The following is a 19615-nucleotide window of genomic DNA, read 5'->3' on the forward strand; positions in this document are numbered from 1 at the left end:
AAAATTATGAATCAGCAGTCCCCCCATCGAGTAAATGTCCTTTTAGTTGACGATCGCCCAGAAAATTTGATAGCTCTAGAAGCTATTCTCAACAGCCCCTCTTATAATCTAGTACAAGCTAGTTCGGGCGCGGAGGCTCTGAGATGTCTGCTTAATGAAGATTTTGCAGTAATTTTGCTTGATGTGCAGATGCCGGGAATGGATGGATTTGAGACAGCAACATTGATTCGCTCTAGAGATCGATCGCGAGCGACTCCGATTATTTTTATCACAGCATTCAGCAGTAATGACACCCACGTGTTTAAAGGTTATTCTCTGGGTGCAGTGGATTACCTGTTCAAACCCTTGGAACCGGAAATATTGACATCGAAGGTGCAGGTATTTGTGGAATTGTTCCAAAAAACCGTCGAGGTGAAGCAGCAAGCAACACAGTTAGCGGCTGTTAATAGTGAACTAAGTAAAAGTGAAGAGCGGTTTCGCACTTTGTGTGCTTGTTCGCCACTGGGAATTTACTTAGCTGACGTTGAAGGCCGCTGTACTTACATTAATCCCCGTTGTCAAGCGATTTGCGGGTTAGCTTTGGACGAAAGCTTGGTAGAGGTTTGGCAGCGGGAAGTTCATCCAGAAGATCGCGATCGCGTAGTCACAGATTGGTTAGCTTGGATTAAAGAAAGTCAGGAATATTCTAACGAGTTTCGATTAGCTGGTAGCGAAAGCGTGCGTTGGGTTCACGTGCAGTCGTCACCAATGTTTTCGGATTTGGGAAAACTTATCGGTCATGTGGGCACGGTTAGAGATGTCACAGACCGCAAGCAAGCAGAGGAAGAACGCGGGAGACTAATCCGCGAACAAGTGGCGCGGCAAGAAGCGGAGAGAGCTAACCAGATGAAGGATGAATTTCTAGCTATTCTCTCTCACGAACTCCGCACTCCTTTAAATGCAATTCTCGGCTGGTCTAGGCTGCTTCGTACCAAAACATTTGACCAAGACACTATTGAGAAAGCCCTAGAAACAATTGAGCGCAATGCTAAATCTCAAGCTCAACTCATCGAAGATATTTTAGATGTTTCGCGGATTTTGCGGGGTAAACTAAATTTAAATAAGCATCCGATTCGGTTGGAATCTGCGATTAAGCTGGCAATAGATTCTTTGGAGCCGCTGACTGAGGAAAAATCCATAGTCATAGAATTAACGTGCAGTCCCAATGTAGGTGAAGTTATCGGCGATCCCGATCGCTTGCAGCAAATTGTGTGGAATTTGCTGTCAAATGCGATTAAGTTTAGTCCGCAAGAGGGTAAAGTAGAGGTGCGGTTAGAGTCAGTTGGAGATGAGGCTCACATTCAGATAATTGATAGCGGCATTGGTATTGAGCCTGATTTTCTGCCTTATGTTTTCGATCGCTTCCGCCAAGCTGATAGCAGCACAACTAGGTCTTACGGAGGTTTGGGACTGGGATTGGCGATCGTCCGTCACTTGGTGGAACAGCACGGCGGTAAGGTGCATGCAGAGAATAATCCGGGCGAGGGTGCGAAATTTACGGTGGCTCTCCCTGTGGCACAGAGGAACGCCCTCGCTACTGACGATGATTGGTCGCACCTCAATGACCAGGCAGAGACCCTTCCCACTCTGGCTAATTTGCAATTGCTGGTGGTGGATGATGACGATGACACGCGGGAGTTTTTGATTGCTTTACTTGAGGACGAAGGAGCTGTGGTGCGATCGGCTGCATCGGTTGCCGGGGCTCTAGCCGCACTGGACAGTTATTGGCCGGCTCTGCTGCTGAGCGACATTGGAATGCCGGAAGCAGACGGCTATGAGTTGATCGCGCGGGTGAGAGAAATGGAAAGGCTCAGGGGTGGAAAGATGCCTGCGATCGCTCTGACGGCCTACGCGAGAGAGGAAGAGCGCCAGCAAGCGCTGGAAGCTGGTTTCCAGATGCACTTATCTAAACCAGTTGACATAACTAAGTTAATTGCAGCAATTGCTAACCTCACAGGAATACTCGGAAATCCTGAGCCGACGGACTCGGCGGTTAAAACCGCTTTGTTGACCCCCCAATCCCGTGCTGATTACTGAGAAAAATATTAAGCTAGCTTAAAGGACACGCGATCGACAGTTCGGAACAAGACACCCATTTTTCCACAAAAAGCTGGATATTTGCCGTTTTTTGCTTCAACCTGCCGTCCAACTACAAAATTACCCGCCCATCAATACATGAATATTTTTAGCAGTCTGCTTTCTAGCCCAACTCAAGCACCCCAAGTCAAAAAACAGCGTCGAGGCATTGAAATTAAGTCGGAACGCGAAATCGAAATTATGCGGCAAGCAGCGAAAATCGTTGCAACGGTACTCAAAGAAATTTCCCAAATGGTGAAACCGGGAATGACTACTGCTGATTTGGATGCTTATGCCGAAAGACGCATCCGCGAAATGGGTGCAACTCCCAGTTTTAAAGGCTATCACGGTTTCACGGGATCGATTTGCTCTAGCATTAATAACGAAGTTGTTCACGGCATCCCCAGCGCCAAAAAAGTAATTCGGGCCGGAGATGTTCTCAAGGTAGATACGGGGGCATATTACCAAGGTTTTCACGGCGATTCTTGCATTACGATCGCAGTTGTGGAAGTGACTCCCGAATCGGCAAAATTAATCCGAGTCGCAGAAGAAACGCTCTACAAAGGCATCGAACAAGTCAAGGCGGGAGCTTATTTGCTAGATCTGGCTGGTGCGATGGAAGATCATGTCAAAAGCAACGGTTTTAGTATCGTTGAGGAGTTTACCGGCCACGGTGTCGGGCGAAATTTGCACGAGGAACCGTCGGTTTTCAATTTCCGCACGCGGGAAATGCCGAACGTGAAATTGCGAGCGGGCATGACATTGGCGATCGAACCGATTCTGAATGCCGGTTCTAAGTACACTCGGACGCTTTCTGACAAGTGGACTGCTGTAACAGTTGACAATGCTATGTCGGCTCAGTTTGAGCATACTGTGTTGGTGACAGAAACTGGCTATGAAATTTTGACCGATCGTTCCAAAGTTTAAGGGGAACAAAAGACAATAGTTTTGAGTTTTGAGCTAAAGTTTTTATTCTGTAGGTTGGGTTGAGCGATGGCGAAACCCAACACCTTATTTAAAATGAAGATTTGGGTTTCGTTCCTCAACCCAACCTACAATATTTACACTATTAAGAAGGTAACAGAGATGTCAGCACGATTATTATTGGTAGATGATGAACCGGGCTTGCGGGAAGCAGTACAAGCTTATTTGGAAGATAGCGATTTTGCGGTTGAGGTTGCCAGTAATGCTCGCGACGGCTGGGAAATCTTGCAGCAGACTAATCCGGATTTGGTGATTTCAGACATTATGATGCCCCAGGTGGACGGTTATCAGTTTCTCAAGCAAGTGCGGGAAGATCCTCGCTATAAAGCTTTGCCGGTGGTGTTTTTGACGGCTAAGGGGATGACGAGCGATCGCATTCAAGGCTATCAAGCAGGCTGCGATGCTTATCTTTCTAAGCCCTTCGATCCCGACGAATTAGTAGCAATAGTAACCAATTTGCTGGCCCGCCGCGCGGCTGCTAAGGAGACAAGCGAAAATGCTGAAAGTCCAGATATTGCTGCTTTGACAAGCCAAATGGCGAGAATTGAGTCTTTGCTGAGTGGGCGGAGTTCGATCGCCCAAAGTCCTTCGCCGATTAAAATTGATTTGACTCCGCGAGAACAAAGTGTTTTGGATTTGGTTGCTCAAGGTTTGATGAATAAGGAAATTGCCCGCCGCTTGGAAACTAGCGTGCGTAATGTGGAAAAGTACGTCAGCCGTTTGTTTAGCAAGACGGGTACTAACAGCCGTACTGAGTTGGTTCGCTTCGCTCTCGAACACGGCTTGACGAAATAGGAGTCCTCTAGACTTGGCTGGAGGCTCTGCCTCGCCGAGCTGCGTTACCAGGCTCTTCCTGGTAACGAGAATTATGCAAAAAATTAGAAATGTTAAGATATAAGTATTGACAGATATTCCGTGGCTGTGGTATGTCACATCAGCTTGCTGGTGGCAGCGCGGGAGTGCGAAAACGGGTGTGCGAAAACGGGTGTGCGATTCCCTACGGGATAGCTACGCAGGCGCGGACTTCTCACCCACTTTGCTTCGAGTCTGAGATGAACACTCGCAAACACCGGGGAATTACTTCTTAACGGGAAAACCTGACTGTTTAAGAGTTTTCACGTAGTAAATAGAAAGGCAAACACTTGACCGGATATGCTCCGTTAAACAAACTTGCCACAAACAGTTACAGATCAGGTTATATCCTGTGGAAAAACAAGCCACTATTAATTAATGACTCTGCTCAAAAACGGATACTTGCGAAGTGCCGGAGTGTTAAGCAGCGCACAATTTTAGACCCTAGTTAAAGCTCTCAGATTCTTCTGTGGAGTCAATCTAAAATCTAAAATCTAAAATCGACTGAAAGCGCTCTAAAGTAGGCGCAGATGTTGAATGTATAGCAGCACCAAAAGTTAGTTTATACCAGGAAGATACCATGAGGAAAATCACGGCGCGACAAACGATAAGTGCCATAGTAGCACTGCCGCTCGTACTAATAGCCAATACAACTCAAGCTTTAGCGACTGATACCGATCAGAAAATAGAGCCAATTAAGAAAGTTTCGGATTTTGGCGATGAGCTAGATTTTGATATTGGGCCACCAACAACAATTAGCATTGAAGAAAGCGAGGATTGGGATGAACCTGATTTTACAGCTACTTTAGATATGGAGATTAATAAATTTATGACAAAAAATCTTCAAGCTGTAATTGATGAGCCGCCCCCGGTAGTTTATCTCAGTGCGGCGAGGGGTCAGTCAACCAGGGAATGCCGGATTTCCGGGATATGCGAATAACTGAATCGGATTGGTGCGATTTTGGCGATGGCTGGGACTCCTGCAAACAAAGACTCATTTGCTGGGTAGAATTGGAGCAATTATCAAGATTTCAGTAAACTCCGGTTGATTTTGCTGGGAATATGCGAATAACAGAGTATGTATTTATTTGGGTATGCTTTAATTGCGATCGGCTAACATAATAAGTATGCAGGCTGAAATAAACTTAACTATTTTATGGTTCCCAGTGATGGGAAATCGCCCAAAATGGCAGAAATAAAATTAATCATGTGATTCTTCGCTCTGATTGGCAAACGTAAAAACGGGTAAAAGTAAACTTAGAGCAACCGCCAAAATGGTTAGGACGTTCTTAATTGCACTTTCCCCTGCCGTCGATTCCTTCCATCCGTTACATCCCTTACATCCGTTAAATAATCCGTTGCCGAACTGCCATCCGTTACATCCGTTACATCCGTTAAATAATCCGTTGCCGAACTGCCATCCGTTACATCCGTTAAATAATCCGTTGCCGAACTTCCTTTTTTCGGCAGTTGACAGCACCTATCCTGAGAATATTTTTCAAATATTAATTATGCTTAATTCGCACTGCCAGCAAGACACCGCAGCACAGCAAAACAAAAGTTCGCTGCAAACTCTCTCCCGGACTCTGAGAATGTCTCAGGGGCAATTTTCCCTGATTTTGGTGCGGTGCAATTACAGTGCGATGAGAGAGGAAATTGTAAGGCAATTGCGGGAGGAGTCTGAGATCGAGATTCGAGAAATTGTCCTCCCGCCCTCTGTTAAAACTCTTTACACGACGATAGAAACCAAAATTTCCTGCAGCCATCCGGCAGCTTTAATGGTGTTGGGATTGGAATCGGTAAGTGCGATCGATCGACTCCTGACTTCTACCAACTACGTGAGGGAAGAATTTCGGAATAATTTTCCCTTCCCGGTGGTGCTGTGGGTGACAGACAAAATCTTAAAAAAACTGATTCGGTTAGTAACAGATATCGAAACTTGGACGACAAGTGTTGAATTTGTGATTGGCCCCGACGACTTAGTGGATTTCCTGGGCAAAAGTGCCGATCGCATTTTTTCCAACATTTTAGAAAGTGGCAATTGGCGTTTAACTAATTCTGCCATTCTCGGAGCCAATTCTTTGACTGAACTAGAGTCTGCCAGCCAAGACTTGCAAACTTGCAACATCAGGTTAGAACCAGCTATTGAAGCAAGTTTGCAATTTATTCGCGGTAGGCACGAATATGCTTGTCACCGCATCCCGGCGGCTATTGAATTGTATCAAAAAAGTCTCAGTTTTTGGAAGTATCAAGTAGCATTTGTTGGGGTACAAAAAACCGAATTTAGCGATTTGTTATTTACCGTTCACCCAGCACCGGTGTTAGAGGGAATTCTGCTATTCCACATCGGTCTTTGCTACCGCTTCCAAGCAGAACAACATCGCAGCGGCAACCGTCCTTACTGGACGGAAGCTAAGAATTATTTTCAGGAATGTATTGATGTTTTAGAACGCGCGGGGCGGCCGGATGCCGTTGGTATATTCATCAATCAACTTGGCGAAGTATTGCAGCATTTAGAAGATTGGGATGCACTCTGGAATTTAGCTATCAAAGCTCGGAGGTTACATGAAAATATGGAAAATTCAGCAGTTAATTTGGCTCAAGATTACGGCTTTTTGGCTAGAGTAGCCTTAGAGCAAAAGAACTGGCAAGGGGCGAAAGAGTGGGCTTTAATCGCTCTAGACGTTCTCAACTCAAATTTAGAAGCGACGGGACAGGGAACCCATGTAAAGTCGCAGCATCTAGGCTTGTATCTGTTAATTTTAGCAGAGGCCCAGAGTCAGTTAGGTGAGGTACAAGAGGCGATCGCGCATTTAGAGCTTGCTCGCTCGGAAACCGAACCTTGCTACAACCCGCAACTGTATTTGCGGGTTTTAGAAATGCTGCGATCGCTCTATTTTCAGCGGGGAGAATATCTCCAAGCATTTCAAATTAAACAAGATTATCGAGCGGTGGAACACACGTATCGGTTCCGAGCTTTTATTGGAGCCGGAAAATTGCAGCCGCACAGAGAAGCGGTTAATTCCGTCGCCGAAACTCTTGCAGGCGCTGCTACTATTGCTGACGAAATTACAGCTTCCGGCAGAGAGCAAGACCTCAACCGCTTGATATATAGGATGAACAATACCCCCGACAAACTGACAGTAATTTACGGTCAGTCTGGAGTTGGCAAAAGTTCAATAGTCACGGGAGGATTAGTACCAGCTCTCAAACAAAAAAAAATAGAAATGCGGACTGTTTTGCCCGTAGTGCTGCAAGTTTACAACAACTGGCCGCGGGAATTGACCAGACAGTTATCTGCTGGGAAAGCTGAAATATTCGATCCGGAAAATTCCGAAGCCTTACCAGAAACTGATCCGGTAGATTTGACCGTAGAAGCAGGTGCAGTCAAGGGAAATCTTATTTCGGGATTTCAGGGTGGCTCCACTGGGAATAATGAGGATCAAAGGGAGCAGTCACAGCCAATAGAATTAATCATACAACAACAGGCGATCGAATACGAAAATATTCTCAACGAGCTGCAAATAAATTCAGAACATTTAGTGACTGTTCTGATATTTGACCAATTTGAAGAATTTTTTTTCGTGTGGAAAGAGCCAGCGGAAAGACAAATATTTTTTGATTTTTTGCGGGAATGCTTGAAAATAAAATATTTAAAAGTCGTCCTGTGTTTGCGGGAAGATTACCTGCACTATTTGCTGGAATTTTCCCGACCAAAAAACCAGACAGGATTCGTTAACAATGATATTTTGGAGGACATTCTCAGCAAAAACATTCTGTTTTATTTGGGAAACTTTTCGCTGGTCGATGCGCGATCGGTAATTCGCACTTTAACTGAGCGAGCGCAGTTTTACTTAGAACCGGAGCTGATCGAAGAATTAGTCCAAGATTTAGCTGGAGAATTAGGAGAAGTCCGCCCGATCGAACTACAACTTGTCGGGGCTCAACTGCAACAAGAGAACATTAGAACTTTAACTCAATATCAGGAACTTGGCAACAATCCGCAACAAAAATTAGTCGAAAGGTTTCTCGAAGAAGTCATCAAAGATTGCGGCCCGGAGAATGAAGTAGCTGCACGCAGAGTATTGTATTTGCTCACAGATGAAGAGCAAATACGCCCCTTAAAAACCCGCGCCGAATTAGCTTCAAATCTAGCGACATTTGCTGAACCTGATAAACTAGATTTAGTCTTAGAACTTTTAGTAAACTCTGGTTTAGTTTTTCGATGGATGGAACTGCCTGCTGAGCTTTATCAGCTCGTTCACGATTATTTAGTTAGCTTCATTCGCCAGCAGCAAGAATTAGATAAAAAGGCAGAAGTTGAGGAACTGCGAAAGCAAAACCAAATTAACCGAGATGAAATTGAACAAATTCGCAAAGACAGAGAGCAAGATGCTTTGCTGTCGGAAGCTAGAGAGAAACAGCACGAAGCGGAAGCTCAACTTTACCAATCTCGGAGATGGCAATTGCGGGCGGCGGTTCTAGGAGTGCTTGTACTCGCAGGTGTTTCGGGGATGGCATTCGAGCAAGCAAAATTAGCAGAAAGCGCACGGCAAGAAGCAGAAAACAGTCGGACTGATGCCCTAAATTCGGCGTCGGAAGCTTTGGTGCTTTCTAATGAAAAAAACCAATTAGGAGTGTTGGGAAATAGTATCAAAATTGGTCGTGATTCTCTGAAAAGTACAGCGCTGCCTGTGGAGACTAAAACTCAAATTGCAGAAAGACTCAGACAAGCAGTTTCCGGGGTGCAAGAACGCAACCGTTTCGAGCAGCACAGCAAGTTTGTTTTGGATGTGAGTGTCAGTCCCGACGGCAATTCAGTTGCTTCGGCAAGTGCTGACAAAACTGTTAAATTGTGGAGCAAAGAAGGTAAGTTATTAAAAACTTTCAATCACCCAGATAGCGTGACGAGTGTTAGTTTTAGTCCCGATGGGAAAACGATCGCGACTGGTTGTGCAGATCGCACAATTAGAATTTGGCAAGTAAATAACGACAAAAGTGCGATCGCCATTTTATCCAGCCACCGCGATATCGTCACCAGCGTCAGTTTCAGTCCCGACGGCAAAACCCTAGCTTCCGCCAGTCACGACAACACAGTCAAAATCTGGAACCTTGCGAACAAACAATTGCTGCAAACCTTAACCGGACACAAAGACTGGGTGCTCGGTGTCAGTTTCAGCCCCGACGGCCAAACAATAGCCTCAGCAAGTGTTGACAAAACTGTCAAACTTTGGAACAGAGAAACTAAAACCCAGAAATTTAAAATTAATCCCAAAACACTAACCAAACATTCTGACATTGTGTACAGCATTAAGTTCAGTCCAAATAGTCAAGAACTCGTCTCAGCAAGTGCCGACACCACAGCCAAAATTTGGAACCGCAATGGTGAGGAAATCAGAACTCTCAAAGGACATAACGATGAAGTTGTCAGCGCGAGTTTCAGTCGCGACGGCAAACAAATTGTCACCGGCAGTGCCGACGATACGGTGAAAGTTTGGAGTCGCAGTGGCACTTTGCTCAATACTTTTCGAGGACATCAAGACGACGTAAGGGCCGTAAGTTTCAGCGGTGACGGCACTATTGCTTCCGCAAGTAAAGACAAAATAGTGAAAATTTGGAAACCGGACAGCACTCCGCTGAATAAGATTTTATCGGGACACGGAGACTGGGTTTACAAAGTCACTTTTAGTGCTGACAGTAAAACAATTGCCTCTGCTAGCGGGGACAAAACAGTGAGACTTTGGCGGGATGATGGCAGTTTATTCACAACTTTAGAAGGTCACAATGATTCTGTTACCTGGGTGAGCATTTCACCTGATGATAAAACTGTTGCTTCTGCCAGCGATGACAAAACAGTGAAAGTCTGGAGTTTAAACGGCAAACTGTTAGATACTCTCAGCCACAGCGGTATTGTTAAAAGCGTGAGTTTTAGTCCGGACGGAAAGATAATTGCCGCCGCCAGTGCCGAGCGCAAATTGTACCTATGGCGGTGGAACGGTTCTAAAGCAACTTTGTTTGCAAAACTCGATCACACCAATCCAGTAATTAGCGTTACCTTCAGTCCCGACGGCAAATTTATTGCTACTGCTACCGCTGCTGAGGACAAGGCAAGCGGGAAGAAAAAGGCTTTTGAAATTACCGGAGAGAAGAGAGTTTACCTGTGGCAATTTAACGGTGCGTCGGCGAAAATCCTGAAAACTCTCGACCACCAAGACAGCGTTAAAAATGTTAGTTTTAGTCCCGACGGTAAGACTATTGCTGCTGCTTGCGCTGACAAAAAAGTTTACTTGTGGGGGTTTGATGGAAAGGTGGCGAATTTAACTGAAAAACTAGACCACAGCGATACTGTAGAAAGCGTGAGTTTTAGTCCAGACGGCAAATTGATTGCGGCGGCGAGTGGGGGAAATACTGTTAAGCTGTGGGATTTTGACGGCAAGAAGGCGCTGCTATCTAAGACGTTAGAATCGAGCGATCGCGTGTTGAGCGTTACTTTTAGTTCTGACAGCAAAACTCTGGCTTTTGCTAGCAGCGATAGGACTATAATTCTGTGGCCTTTGGAGAATTTTGAACTGAATAAAATCATTGCTCGGAGTTGCGAATGGTTGGGAGATTATTTGCAGAATGACCCGAATGTTGCTGAGGGCGATCGGCTGCTGTGTCTGGGATTTGGCAAGCAGGCGTTAAATAAGAGGAAATAAATCCTTTAGTGAGGACTGCATTCCTCTGTCGGCGGATGAATAAAAACTTGCATTCGTGACGGCGAACATCGAGTTAAATTTAGATTAAAAAATCTATCTGTTGACTGGTGTTTTGGGCTGTAAATTTGCGGTAAAATTCCAGTAATAAATTTAACTCATTTGGCGGTTCGCCCGCCCCATCAATCCGCAATTCAAACAAAAGGTCAACCACATGGATGTCAACTCCCAAAATGTCCAACCAATCCCGCCATTCAACGAGACAAACGAGGAAACACCAGACATAGGTGGCGGTTTGCCCGTAATAGAATATTGGGCAGAACATACATTGTCCCCGGAAGGGCCGAAACTTTGGAAAACTTTGCTGCACAAAAGTGCTTGTTTGTCATGTTCTTGGGGCACTGGCGGGCAGAAAGGAGGTTTTACAAATGAAGAGGGTGAAAAACTTCAGCGCTGCATGAAAAGCGTCGAAGCCATCTCCGCTGAAATCAAGCCGGCTATCTCAACTCAATTTTTTGAAAAGAAGAGTATTGCAGAACTACAGCAATTAACTTCAATGGAAGCCGATAGGCTGGGAAGGCTGAGTTTTCCGATGATTTTGCGGGCTGGTTCATCTCATTACGATCGCATTTCTTGGGAAGAAGTTTATCAAATTGCCGAAGCTGCTTTTCGCAAAACCCCCGAAAGAGTCGCATCTTACAGTTCTGGTCGCTCTTCCAACGAAGCGGCTTTTCTGCTGCAATTGATGATGCGGGCGATGGGTTCCAATAACTTAGCAGATTGTTCCGATCTCTGTCACGCTCCCTCGACAACTGGCTTAAGCGAAATGTTTGCCACACGCACCTCGGTAGTGAGTCTAGAAAACTTGAAGGAAGCAGATTGCGTCGTGCTAGCGGGCAGCAATTCTTCCTACAACCATCCCCGCTTGATGAACGAGTTAATTAAAATTCGCGACAAAGGCGGTAAAATAATTGTAATCAATCCGGTGATGGAAATTGGGTTAGTCAAGTTTGGTTCTCCCGCATTTCCTGTCAAGTCGCTCATCCCCGGTTCCGATATTTCCTCCTTATACTTGCAACCAATTCCCGGCAGCGATACGGCGCTATTTGTCGGCATTCAAAAGGCTATAATCGAACAAGGTTTGCTGGAAGAAAGCTATTTGCAAGCTCATACAGAAGGCTGGGAAGCAGTAGTCCAGCACGCCCGCGAAACCTCTTGGGAAACTATTACTAAAACCTGCGGAGTTTCCCAAGCAGAAATTGAGGCAGCAGCCAAAATCCTGGGCACTTCAAAGCGAGTTGTATTCGGTTGGGCGATGGGAATTACCCAACACGGTAACGCTGTAGATAACGTTTTCAGCATCGCCAATACGGCATTGATGACGGGAAATGTCGGCAAAGAAGGGGCGGGATTAATGCCAGTCAGAGGACACTCAAATGTCCAAGGATTCGGCTCTATGGGCGTCACTGTCAAGCTGAAAAAAGAAATTCAACAAGCTTTAGAAAAGTTATTAAATCGTCCCCTCAGTCCTGTTAAGGGTTACGAAACTCGATCGCTCATTGAAGCAGCAGATGCAGGCAAAGTCGATACGCTGATCTGTCTGGGCGGCAACTTGTACGGGGCGAATCCAGATTCAACGCAGGCAAAACGCGCTTTAAGCAATGTTGAAACCGTTATCTACCTCGCAACCAAACCGAACTTAGGCCATTTTCACGGATTGGCAAAGCACAATACAATTGTGATTCCTGTACTGAATCGCTTTGAAAATCCCCACAAAACAACGGTGGAATCGGGGAATAATTTTGTGCGTTTAAATGATGAGGGAGAAACTCATCTCCAGAATTCGGATTTGATTCCTGAAGTGCATTTTTTAACAGAATTAGCCAGCCGAATTCACGGTAATTTTCCCGTTGATTGGCGCCAACTTCAAGACACAAAATACGTTCGCCAATTGATTGCTAAAACTATTCCGGGCTATGAAAAAATAGCCACAATTGATGAAACAAAAGAGGAATTCACGATCGGCGGTCGCATTTTTACAGAACCTAAATTCCCTACAGAGTCTGGGAAAGCGAAGATGTTTGTCACGCCTTTACCTAAGCTGAAATTACCGGAAGCGAAAGAATTTGGAGTATCGGAGTCAACACAGGGTATTGTTGTGGCATTGATGACGGGACGCAGCTATTCTCAGCATAATACTGTCGTCTACAAAATTGATGACAAGTACCGGGGAATGCCGCACCGCAACTGCATTTTGATGAATCGCGCGGATGCAGAAAGCACTGGTTTTCAAGAACATCAGCGCGTGACGGTGCAGGGAAATGTGGGGAAAATGGAAAATGTCGAGGTGATTTACGGGGCGGTTCGTGAGGGTGCTGCTTTGATGTTTTATCCTGAAGTTAATGTGATTTTTCACCCGGAGATTGAAAAGCGATCGGGCACGCCTGCTTACAAGCGCGTACCTGCTTTTGTATACGCGGAAGTTCGGTAACGGATGTAACGGATGTAACGGATGTTATGATTAGCTCTGCCTTCGGTCTTCTATAACTCACATTTTCGATGATTTTTAAGAACAGGCAAGATGCCTGTTCCACAAGGAGTTAATTTTTTGTAGGGTGGGCATATTGCCTGCCCCTATGCAAGTCTTAATTAACTCTTAATTTGCAAAGTTCTACCGCGCCAAGTCCATCCCCAACCAGTTTCGGTTTTAATCGCAGAACCGATCGCCATCGCCGCCACTAACGCACCTCCCAAACCTCCTAACCACCAGTATTTCGTCGGACATTCAGAAATCTCGGCACCCAAGCGGCGCAAATTGTAATGCTGCCAAATTACGATTATTACTAAGAAGGAAGAAGGAAGAAGGAAGAAGGAAGAAGGAAGAGAGAAGACGGAAGAAGAAAGAGGGAAGACGGAAATTATTTGTTTCAGAATAATGAATAATCCTATCCACGGCATAGGATAAATAAAGAACATAATTGCAGCCATGTAAACCATCAAGCCCCAACTGCGGTTAGCGCCGAGATACAAATTCTTTGTCCAGCCTTCCCACAATGCGCTCCAAGACCGATACATCCGCACGGATGCCAAATTTGACCCGGAATAAAGTCCGAGCTTTAAACCCGCACGTTTGATGCGTCTAGCTAGTTCCACATCTTCCACAATTTCGCCGGCAACTGCTTCGTGACCGCCAATTTTTTCGTAAGCCGATCGCCTAAATAACATGAACGGCCCGCCCGCAAAAGCACTGTCTGTTTTCGAGGGATCGTTGACTGCGGTAAAGTCGTAGCAAACTGCTAGGTGATTGAACATTATCGGCTGTACTAACCACTCGGCCAAACACTCACAAACCAGTGCTGGCATACAGGTGAACAAGTCTATTTTCTCGGTTTCGGCTGTGGCAATAGCGGTTTCGATCGCACCTGGTTTGAGTCGCACGTCGGCATCGATAAATAATAAGAAGTCTCCGGTTGCTATTTGAACAGCTTGGGCGCAGGCCCAGTTTTTGCCCGCCCAATATTGGTTGGTTGGTCGCGGCTGACCTGCTAATATTTTAAGCCGGGGGTCGTTGAGATGCTGTTGCAGGGTTTGCCCGATCGCTAACGTGTTGTCTGTCGATCGATCGTCTACAATTAAAACCTCTAGGTTGTCCACAGACAGCGGTGTACTCTCCAAAATGGCGATCGCGCAATCCCGAATATTCTCTGCCTCGTTGTATGCTGGTACGATTACCGAAACTTTAGGGAACTGCGCGGCGGACTCCGGTGACAGCTTAGCCAAACTTCTGTCGGTTCGAGGCGCATTTTCGACCGATCGGCGCAAATTCTTAGTGTAAGCTCTACTTACAATCAGAGAAAAAATTAGCAGGGTTAACAATATCAAAGCGAACTGACCTCAAAATTTCGGTACAGGATTTGTCTCCCTAAATATTAAAAAATATTAAAACAAAAAGCTAGTCGATCGCCCGAAAAGTTATTTTGACCGAAAGCATCCAGGATACAAGCCCCCGGATTCATCCGTGGGGTCAATGCTTCAATCTAAAATCTAAAATCTAAAATCTAAAATCGATTGACCAACTCTTTTGCTATAATTTGTGAGCATCTTTCGGCTCGCCCGCAGCGAGGGGCAAGACCCCTCACCCAGACAGCGACCGAAAAGCCGAGGATAGATATCAGTTTTCAGAGGATATTGCAATGGGCGAATTTTTTACAGTCGATGTGTTTGCGAACACGATAGCGGTACTCGGCGCTTTGGGTTTTTTCTTTTTGGGATATCAAGCTTTGCAGATGTTGAAAAAATAAAGTATGTCAGAACTGAGATGTTACACCATTGTCAAGAACGGGCAAGATGCCCGTTCCACAAAGAATGATTTTTCTTGTGGAACAGGCATCTTGCCTGTTCCTCAACAAGTAATTGAGAATGGTGCAATATCTCAGTCAGAAGTCAGAAGTCAGAAGTATGAAGGAAAGAGGTCTGAAGGAAAGAAGTCAGAGGGAAGAAGTCCGATGGAACTCGGAATAAGGAAAGAAAGAAGAAGGAAAGAAACAACTATTCCGAATACCCAATGCCCTGTTTTGCCAATGCCCAATGCCCTGTTTTGCCCCTGCCCAGGAAGACCTAATTCACCTGAAAAAGGCTATACAACTGACTCAACATTGCAACTGTTTCTTGCGAAAATCAACCAAAAAAAGGCTGCGTTATTATCATGGTGAGCCAACTTTTAGATGGACGCTATCAAATCATTGAAGTCATAGAAACAGGAGAATTTGGACAAACATATCTTGCCAAAGATATTCGCCGTCCGGGAGAACCGCAGTGCTTTGTCAAGCACCTGCGTCCCGGTACGACCGAACCGAAATTAATTAATACTACGCGCCGTCTTTTTCAAAAAGAAGCAGAAGTTCTAGAAAAGCTCGGTCAACACGACCAAATTCCTCAGCTATTCGCTTATTTTGAAGAAAATGAAGAATTTTTCTTAGTTGAATCCTTTGTTGCCGGTCACTCGCTATCAACAGAGATTGTACCGGGCAAGCCTCTAACTGAAGAAAAAATGATTCCTTTGCTGAAGGAACTGTTAGAAATTTTAGTGTTTGTACACGGCCAGGGGGTAATTCACCGAGATATTAAACCGGCAAATTTAATCCGTCGCTATTCAGACAACAAGTTAGTTTTAATCGACTTTGGCTCGGTGAAAGAAATTCACATCGCTCAAAGACAAGCGCCGGTAACTGTGCGGATTGGCACTCTGGAATATATGCCGATCGAACAATTTCAATACAACCCGCAACTCAACAGCGATATCTACGCTTTGGGAATGATTGGCATCCAAGCAATGACGGGTTTGCCGGCTTACGATTTGCCGAAATTGCGGGATTTGAAAAATTCTAATAAAGGCGAAATTGTTTGGCGGCATTTAGCCACGTGTTCCCAAGCGCTGGCTGATGTTTTGGATAATATGGTGCGCTACGATTTTCGGGAGAGGTACCAGTCGGCGGCGGAAGCTTTAGCCGATTTGAGGAAAATTGGCGATCGCTCGCGGGCGCGGATTCCCAAGCTAACAATATATCGCGAAGAAGTCGATCGGCGCAGCAGCAGCCGGGGTGATATTACCGTCGTCGGTCGTAGAATATTAGATGAACTGCGCGTCAGTTTGGAATTGCTGCCAGAAGAAGCAGAGGCGATCGAAGATGAGGTATTGAACCCTTACCGAAAATACAGGGAAAAAGGCGAACGCTACGAACAATCACTGCAAGAAGCAATGCAGCAAGAATATCCATTTTCTCTGGAAACTCGCGACGAATTAAAACGCTTGCAGCAAGTTTTAGGGCTTACCGACGAAGATGCCGCGAAAATCGAAGAATTAGTCATTCCTAAATCTTTATTTGCTAAATTGTACAAGGCGATCTCCACAGTTTTGGAGGGACACCGCAACCCCAATGGGCCACCAGCCAGCAGTGCCCCTCAACTCGAATTGCAGGCAGGCTCGGCGCTATCCTCGCAGGTAAATCTGAACGGAAAAACCGATTTCTCGTTAGCGCAGCCCGCCCCTACGGGGGCTACGCCAACGGAGAGGATCGCCAGCCCAGCAGCACTTGTCCCCAAAGAAACTCGCAAATTCAACCCTTATCTCGCCGGGGCAACAATTGCGGCTATCTTAGCTGCGATCGGGGGAATTTACGGATATCTCAAGTGGCAAGAATGGCAGCAGCGAGCCCAGAAAGAATCCCAAGAACTCAATCAAATTGAAGCTCTTTATAAAGGCAGTAATTATGAAGACTGCATCAGCCAAATACCAACAATTGCCAACACTTCCAGCAGCTATTCATCCGCTCAAGAGTTACAGGAACAGTGCCAAGCAGGTCTGCGGTGGAAGAACGCCAAAGTCAAAAATTTCGCTCAGCATTCAGATGCCGTTGGGTCTGTTGCTTTCAGTCCAGACGGTTTAATGTTAGCCAGCGGTTCTAAAGACAAAACCATCCAAATTTGGGATTTAGCTACAGGCAAGTCTATCCGCACTTTTCCAGGAGATTCCTCCACCATTTGGTCGGTTGCTTTTGACTCAAACGGTACGAAACTGGCGACGGGAACCGGTTTTTGGCGAGTCATGCTGTGGGATTTAAAAACAGGGCAAGTGATTCGCAGTCTCGACCACACTGCTTCTGTGTGGTCTGTCGCTCTCAGCCCCGACGGACAGCTTGTGGCTAGTGGCAGCGGAGACAAAACCACAAAGATTTCGGAGGCAGCAACTGGCCGTTTGATTCAGAGTTTTCCAGACCATACAGATTTTGTTTATTCTGTTGCTTTCACTCCAGATGGAAAAAGTTTGGTTAGCGCTTCTAAGGATAAAAAAATTACAATTGTTGATGTCGCAACAGGGGCGTTGCTCAAAACTATTGAGGGACACGGCGACCCCGTGAGGTCGATTGCTGTTAGCCCAGACGGCAAGACCATTGTTAGCGGTTCCTACGATGAAAGTATTAAAATCTGGAATATCGAAACAGGAGATTTAATTCGCTCGATCAAGGGACATTCTGACGATATTGTCTCGGTTGCTATCAGCCCGGATGGGAATTTTATTGCGAGCGGGAGCAAGGATAAAACTATTAAAGTTTGGGATTTTGCTACCGGAGAATTGCTGAATACTTTGACGGGACATTCCGATGAGGTTTATGTGGTGACTTTTAGTCCTGATGGCAAAACTATTGCTAGCGGTTCTAAAGACAATACTATTAAGTTGTGGTTGAGGTAATCAGAAGGAAGAAGGAAGTTCGGCAACGGATTATGTAACGGATGTAACGGATGTAACGGATGTAAAGGATAGAAGGAAGAAGGAAGAAGGAAAAATAGTCCTTGACGCACAGACTATACTTGTAGGGTGGGCAGTGTACACCTTACTACTACAGATAGTGTAACAATTGAAAAGTTGTGTCTACGAGGGAAGAAGTCAGTCAACAGTCAACAGTCAACAGTATCCATTAGTCATTAGTCATTTAATTGCTGTAATTCAACTCGTTTTTTAAGGTTTTGGGAAAGTGCCAATAAGGCGTTTCTAATTCGTCCTCAGTTGGATAATTTTCAGGGGATTCCTCTCGAATTTGAAAAAAGTGGTAGAGGTTAGCCACAGTTAAATCGGATATTTCTTGCCAATTCGAGGCAGCTAAAGCTTGATAGCCAGTAGCGATCGCCTGCTGGCTGATATAAAATTCGTATCCCCGGCGGATTTCCGGGGACACAGCGAAGGTTAGCTGGTCGCGCAAGGATAGAAAGTGAGACTTTTGCTTTAAAGTTTCATAAAGGGAAGGTTCCGCAGCTAATACCGCGAATGTAGTGTACACGCTGCTTTTTAAACTATCGGCGGTGAGTTTATCTAAACTAGCTAACTGGTGCTGCTCTTTTGGAGACAAAGTTTCCATCCAATCAACCTCATTTTGCCAAAATTCTATTACACTTAAATCATGACCGAGAATCCTAGTAACTTCAGGAAATAAAAAATCTAGTTCTGGTTCGGATTGACATCCTTTAACAACAGTTAGAAGATTTTGACAAATTTTTGATTGGAGTTCCCGCAGGCGATCGCTCACCATATCGTAGGCCCGCTGCAAGTGAAACGTGACGCCGATCGCCTGCTCGATCGCCCAAACACATTCCATGTGCCTGAGTTGTCCGGCAGAACACACCCCCTCCAACAAACTGGGATTGTCATAAATTTTTAAAGCCTCAAACAGCATATCCCTCCCGCTATTAATTTCGGAATTCCGAAGTTTAATATCTGGCACTGTCAGGGCTGACTGACAGCGTTTAATAGCTTTAGAAAAAATCTCATAACCGTTAACCAGTTTCTGGCGGTGCATTTCAAAACTAGAGTCGTGAGCCACCTTAAAAATCTGCTGGATCACCTCTACTCCCCTATCTTTGAGGATGTGTCTGAGATCGATAAATCCGTCTTTAATTTTTAGCTTCTGGTGCTTTGCCTCTTCTCGGATTTTTAATACTTGGTTGAGGTTTACTGCTGACAAAACTGTGCTCGATACAGTGCCAATACCAATGACAGCAGCAGTTGCTTGGATCACTGCCAAATTAATTTTCAGAGAGTTAAGCATTCTGTATATTTTTTGAAACCCCTGATGAGTTTGAGCCACCTGCAACGGCGCCACAGTCACGTATACGGGAGCTACCAGCGGCTGTATGGGGCCACCTCCGGCTAACTGTGCGAGCAATCCTATAACTCCGCGCGAGGATAGAGTTTCACTTCTTGATTGATAAAAAATTTTTGCAAGCTCCACAAACTCCCCTGTCACCGGATCTCTAGCTGCCGGGAGCAATTTTCCTGTTTTGGTAGCAGGCTGTACAAGGTTGCCACTATTGAGTCGCGCCTGAGTTGCAGGAGTGAATATATAATCCATGTGGTGACTCAGTTTCCATTCAAAAACGCAGATGTTCTGTATTGTATGCTGTTTAGGGAAACGAGG

The 19615-nt window shown here is 45.4% G+C and carries 11 protein-coding genes; 9 read left to right on the forward strand and 2 right to left on the reverse strand.

Annotation, left to right across the window (positions count from 1 at the left end; genetic code table 11):
- The first annotated feature begins 6 nt into the window (after nucleotides 1-6).
- The 7 genes from QUA34_RS18670 (at nucleotide 7) to QUA34_RS18700 (ending at nucleotide 13137) form a co-directional block, all read left to right on the forward strand.
- Nucleotides 7-2076: a response regulator gene (locus QUA34_RS18670; protein WP_333388871.1), complete on the forward strand. Its 2070-nt coding sequence runs from the start codon at nucleotides 7-9 to the stop codon at nucleotides 2074-2076.
- A gap of 138 nt (nucleotides 2077-2214) precedes the next feature.
- Entirely contained in the window at nucleotides 2215-3042 is an 828-nt protein-coding gene (gene map / locus QUA34_RS18675) for a type I methionyl aminopeptidase (protein WP_333080703.1), read from the forward strand.
- Between the two features lie 159 nt (nucleotides 3043-3201).
- Nucleotides 3202-3894, forward strand: coding sequence for a response regulator transcription factor (locus tag QUA34_RS18680; protein WP_333080704.1), 693 nt, complete (start codon nucleotides 3202-3204; stop codon nucleotides 3892-3894).
- A gap of 131 nt (nucleotides 3895-4025) precedes the next feature.
- The gene (locus tag QUA34_RS18685) at nucleotides 4026-4187 is read left to right on the forward strand and encodes a hypothetical protein (protein ID WP_333324670.1); all 162 of its coding nucleotides are present in this window, start codon (nucleotides 4026-4028) and stop codon (nucleotides 4185-4187) included.
- Between the two features lie 344 nt (nucleotides 4188-4531).
- Nucleotides 4532-4891, forward strand: coding sequence for a hypothetical protein (locus QUA34_RS18690; protein ID WP_333324672.1), 360 nt, complete (start codon nucleotides 4532-4534; stop codon nucleotides 4889-4891).
- A gap of 571 nt (nucleotides 4892-5462) precedes the next feature.
- Entirely contained in the window at nucleotides 5463-10649 is a 5187-nt protein-coding gene (locus QUA34_RS18695; RefSeq protein WP_333388872.1) for an nSTAND1 domain-containing NTPase, read from the forward strand.
- A gap of 211 nt (nucleotides 10650-10860) precedes the next feature.
- Nucleotides 10861-13137: an FdhF/YdeP family oxidoreductase gene (locus QUA34_RS18700; RefSeq protein ID WP_333388873.1), complete on the forward strand. Its 2277-nt coding sequence runs from the start codon at nucleotides 10861-10863 to the stop codon at nucleotides 13135-13137.
- Between the two features lie 158 nt (nucleotides 13138-13295).
- On the opposite strand, the gene QUA34_RS18705 is transcribed toward QUA34_RS18700, so the two are convergent.
- Nucleotides 13296-14528, reverse strand: coding sequence for a glycosyltransferase family 2 protein (locus QUA34_RS18705; RefSeq protein WP_333388874.1), 1233 nt, complete (start codon nucleotides 14526-14528; stop codon nucleotides 13296-13298).
- Between the two features lie 422 nt (nucleotides 14529-14950).
- Here QUA34_RS18705 and QUA34_RS18710 point away from each other — a divergent pair, with 422 nt between their 5' ends.
- Together QUA34_RS18710 and QUA34_RS18715 are read left to right on the forward strand one after the other, a co-directional pair.
- Complete coding sequence (locus QUA34_RS18710) at nucleotides 14951-15358, forward strand: hypothetical protein (RefSeq protein WP_333388875.1); 408 nt, start codon at nucleotides 14951-14953, stop codon at nucleotides 15356-15358.
- Nucleotides 15352-17895 (forward strand): protein kinase domain-containing protein, encoded by a 2544-nt coding sequence (locus QUA34_RS18715; RefSeq protein ID WP_333388876.1) that lies wholly within the window; start codon nucleotides 15352-15354, stop codon nucleotides 17893-17895. Before QUA34_RS18710 ends, QUA34_RS18715 begins: the two co-directional genes overlap by 7 nt.
- A 241-nt stretch (nucleotides 17896-18136) precedes the next feature.
- Here the strand turns inward: QUA34_RS18715 and QUA34_RS18720 are convergent, their stop codons facing one another.
- Nucleotides 18137-19549, reverse strand: a complete 1413-nt coding sequence (locus QUA34_RS18720) for a hypothetical protein (protein WP_333388877.1) — start codon at nucleotides 19547-19549, stop codon at nucleotides 18137-18139.
- Nucleotides 19550-19615 lie beyond the last annotated feature (66 nt).

Source organism: Microcoleus sp. POL10_C6, assembly GCF_036701585.1.
Taxonomy (GTDB): Bacteria; Cyanobacteriota; Cyanobacteriia; order Cyanobacteriales; family Microcoleaceae; genus Microcoleus.

Bases quoted from the DNA above. Each gene is read 5' to 3' on its own strand.
- QUA34_RS18670 (WP_333388871.1), top strand. From the start codon at position 7: ATGAATCAGCAGTCCCCCCATCGAGTAAATGTCCTTTTAGTTGACGAT.
- QUA34_RS18695 (WP_333388872.1), top strand. From the start codon at position 5,463: ATGCTTAATTCGCACTGCCAGCAAGACACCGCAGCACAGCAAAACAAA.
- QUA34_RS18680 (WP_333080704.1), top strand. From the start codon at position 3,202: ATGTCAGCACGATTATTATTGGTAGATGATGAACCGGGCTTGCGGGAA.
- QUA34_RS18720 (WP_333388877.1), bottom strand. From the start codon at position 19,549: ATGGATTATATATTCACTCCTGCAACTCAGGCGCGACTCAATAGTGGC.
- QUA34_RS18690 (WP_333324672.1), top strand. From the start codon at position 4,532: ATGAGGAAAATCACGGCGCGACAAACGATAAGTGCCATAGTAGCACTG.
- QUA34_RS18710 (WP_333388875.1), top strand. From the start codon at position 14,951: ATGTCAGAACTGAGATGTTACACCATTGTCAAGAACGGGCAAGATGCC.
- QUA34_RS18700 (WP_333388873.1), top strand. From the start codon at position 10,861: ATGGATGTCAACTCCCAAAATGTCCAACCAATCCCGCCATTCAACGAG.
- QUA34_RS18715 (WP_333388876.1), top strand. From the start codon at position 15,352: ATGGTGAGCCAACTTTTAGATGGACGCTATCAAATCATTGAAGTCATA.
- QUA34_RS18685 (WP_333324670.1), top strand. From the start codon at position 4,026: ATGTCACATCAGCTTGCTGGTGGCAGCGCGGGAGTGCGAAAACGGGTG.
- map (WP_333080703.1), top strand. From the start codon at position 2,215: ATGAATATTTTTAGCAGTCTGCTTTCTAGCCCAACTCAAGCACCCCAA.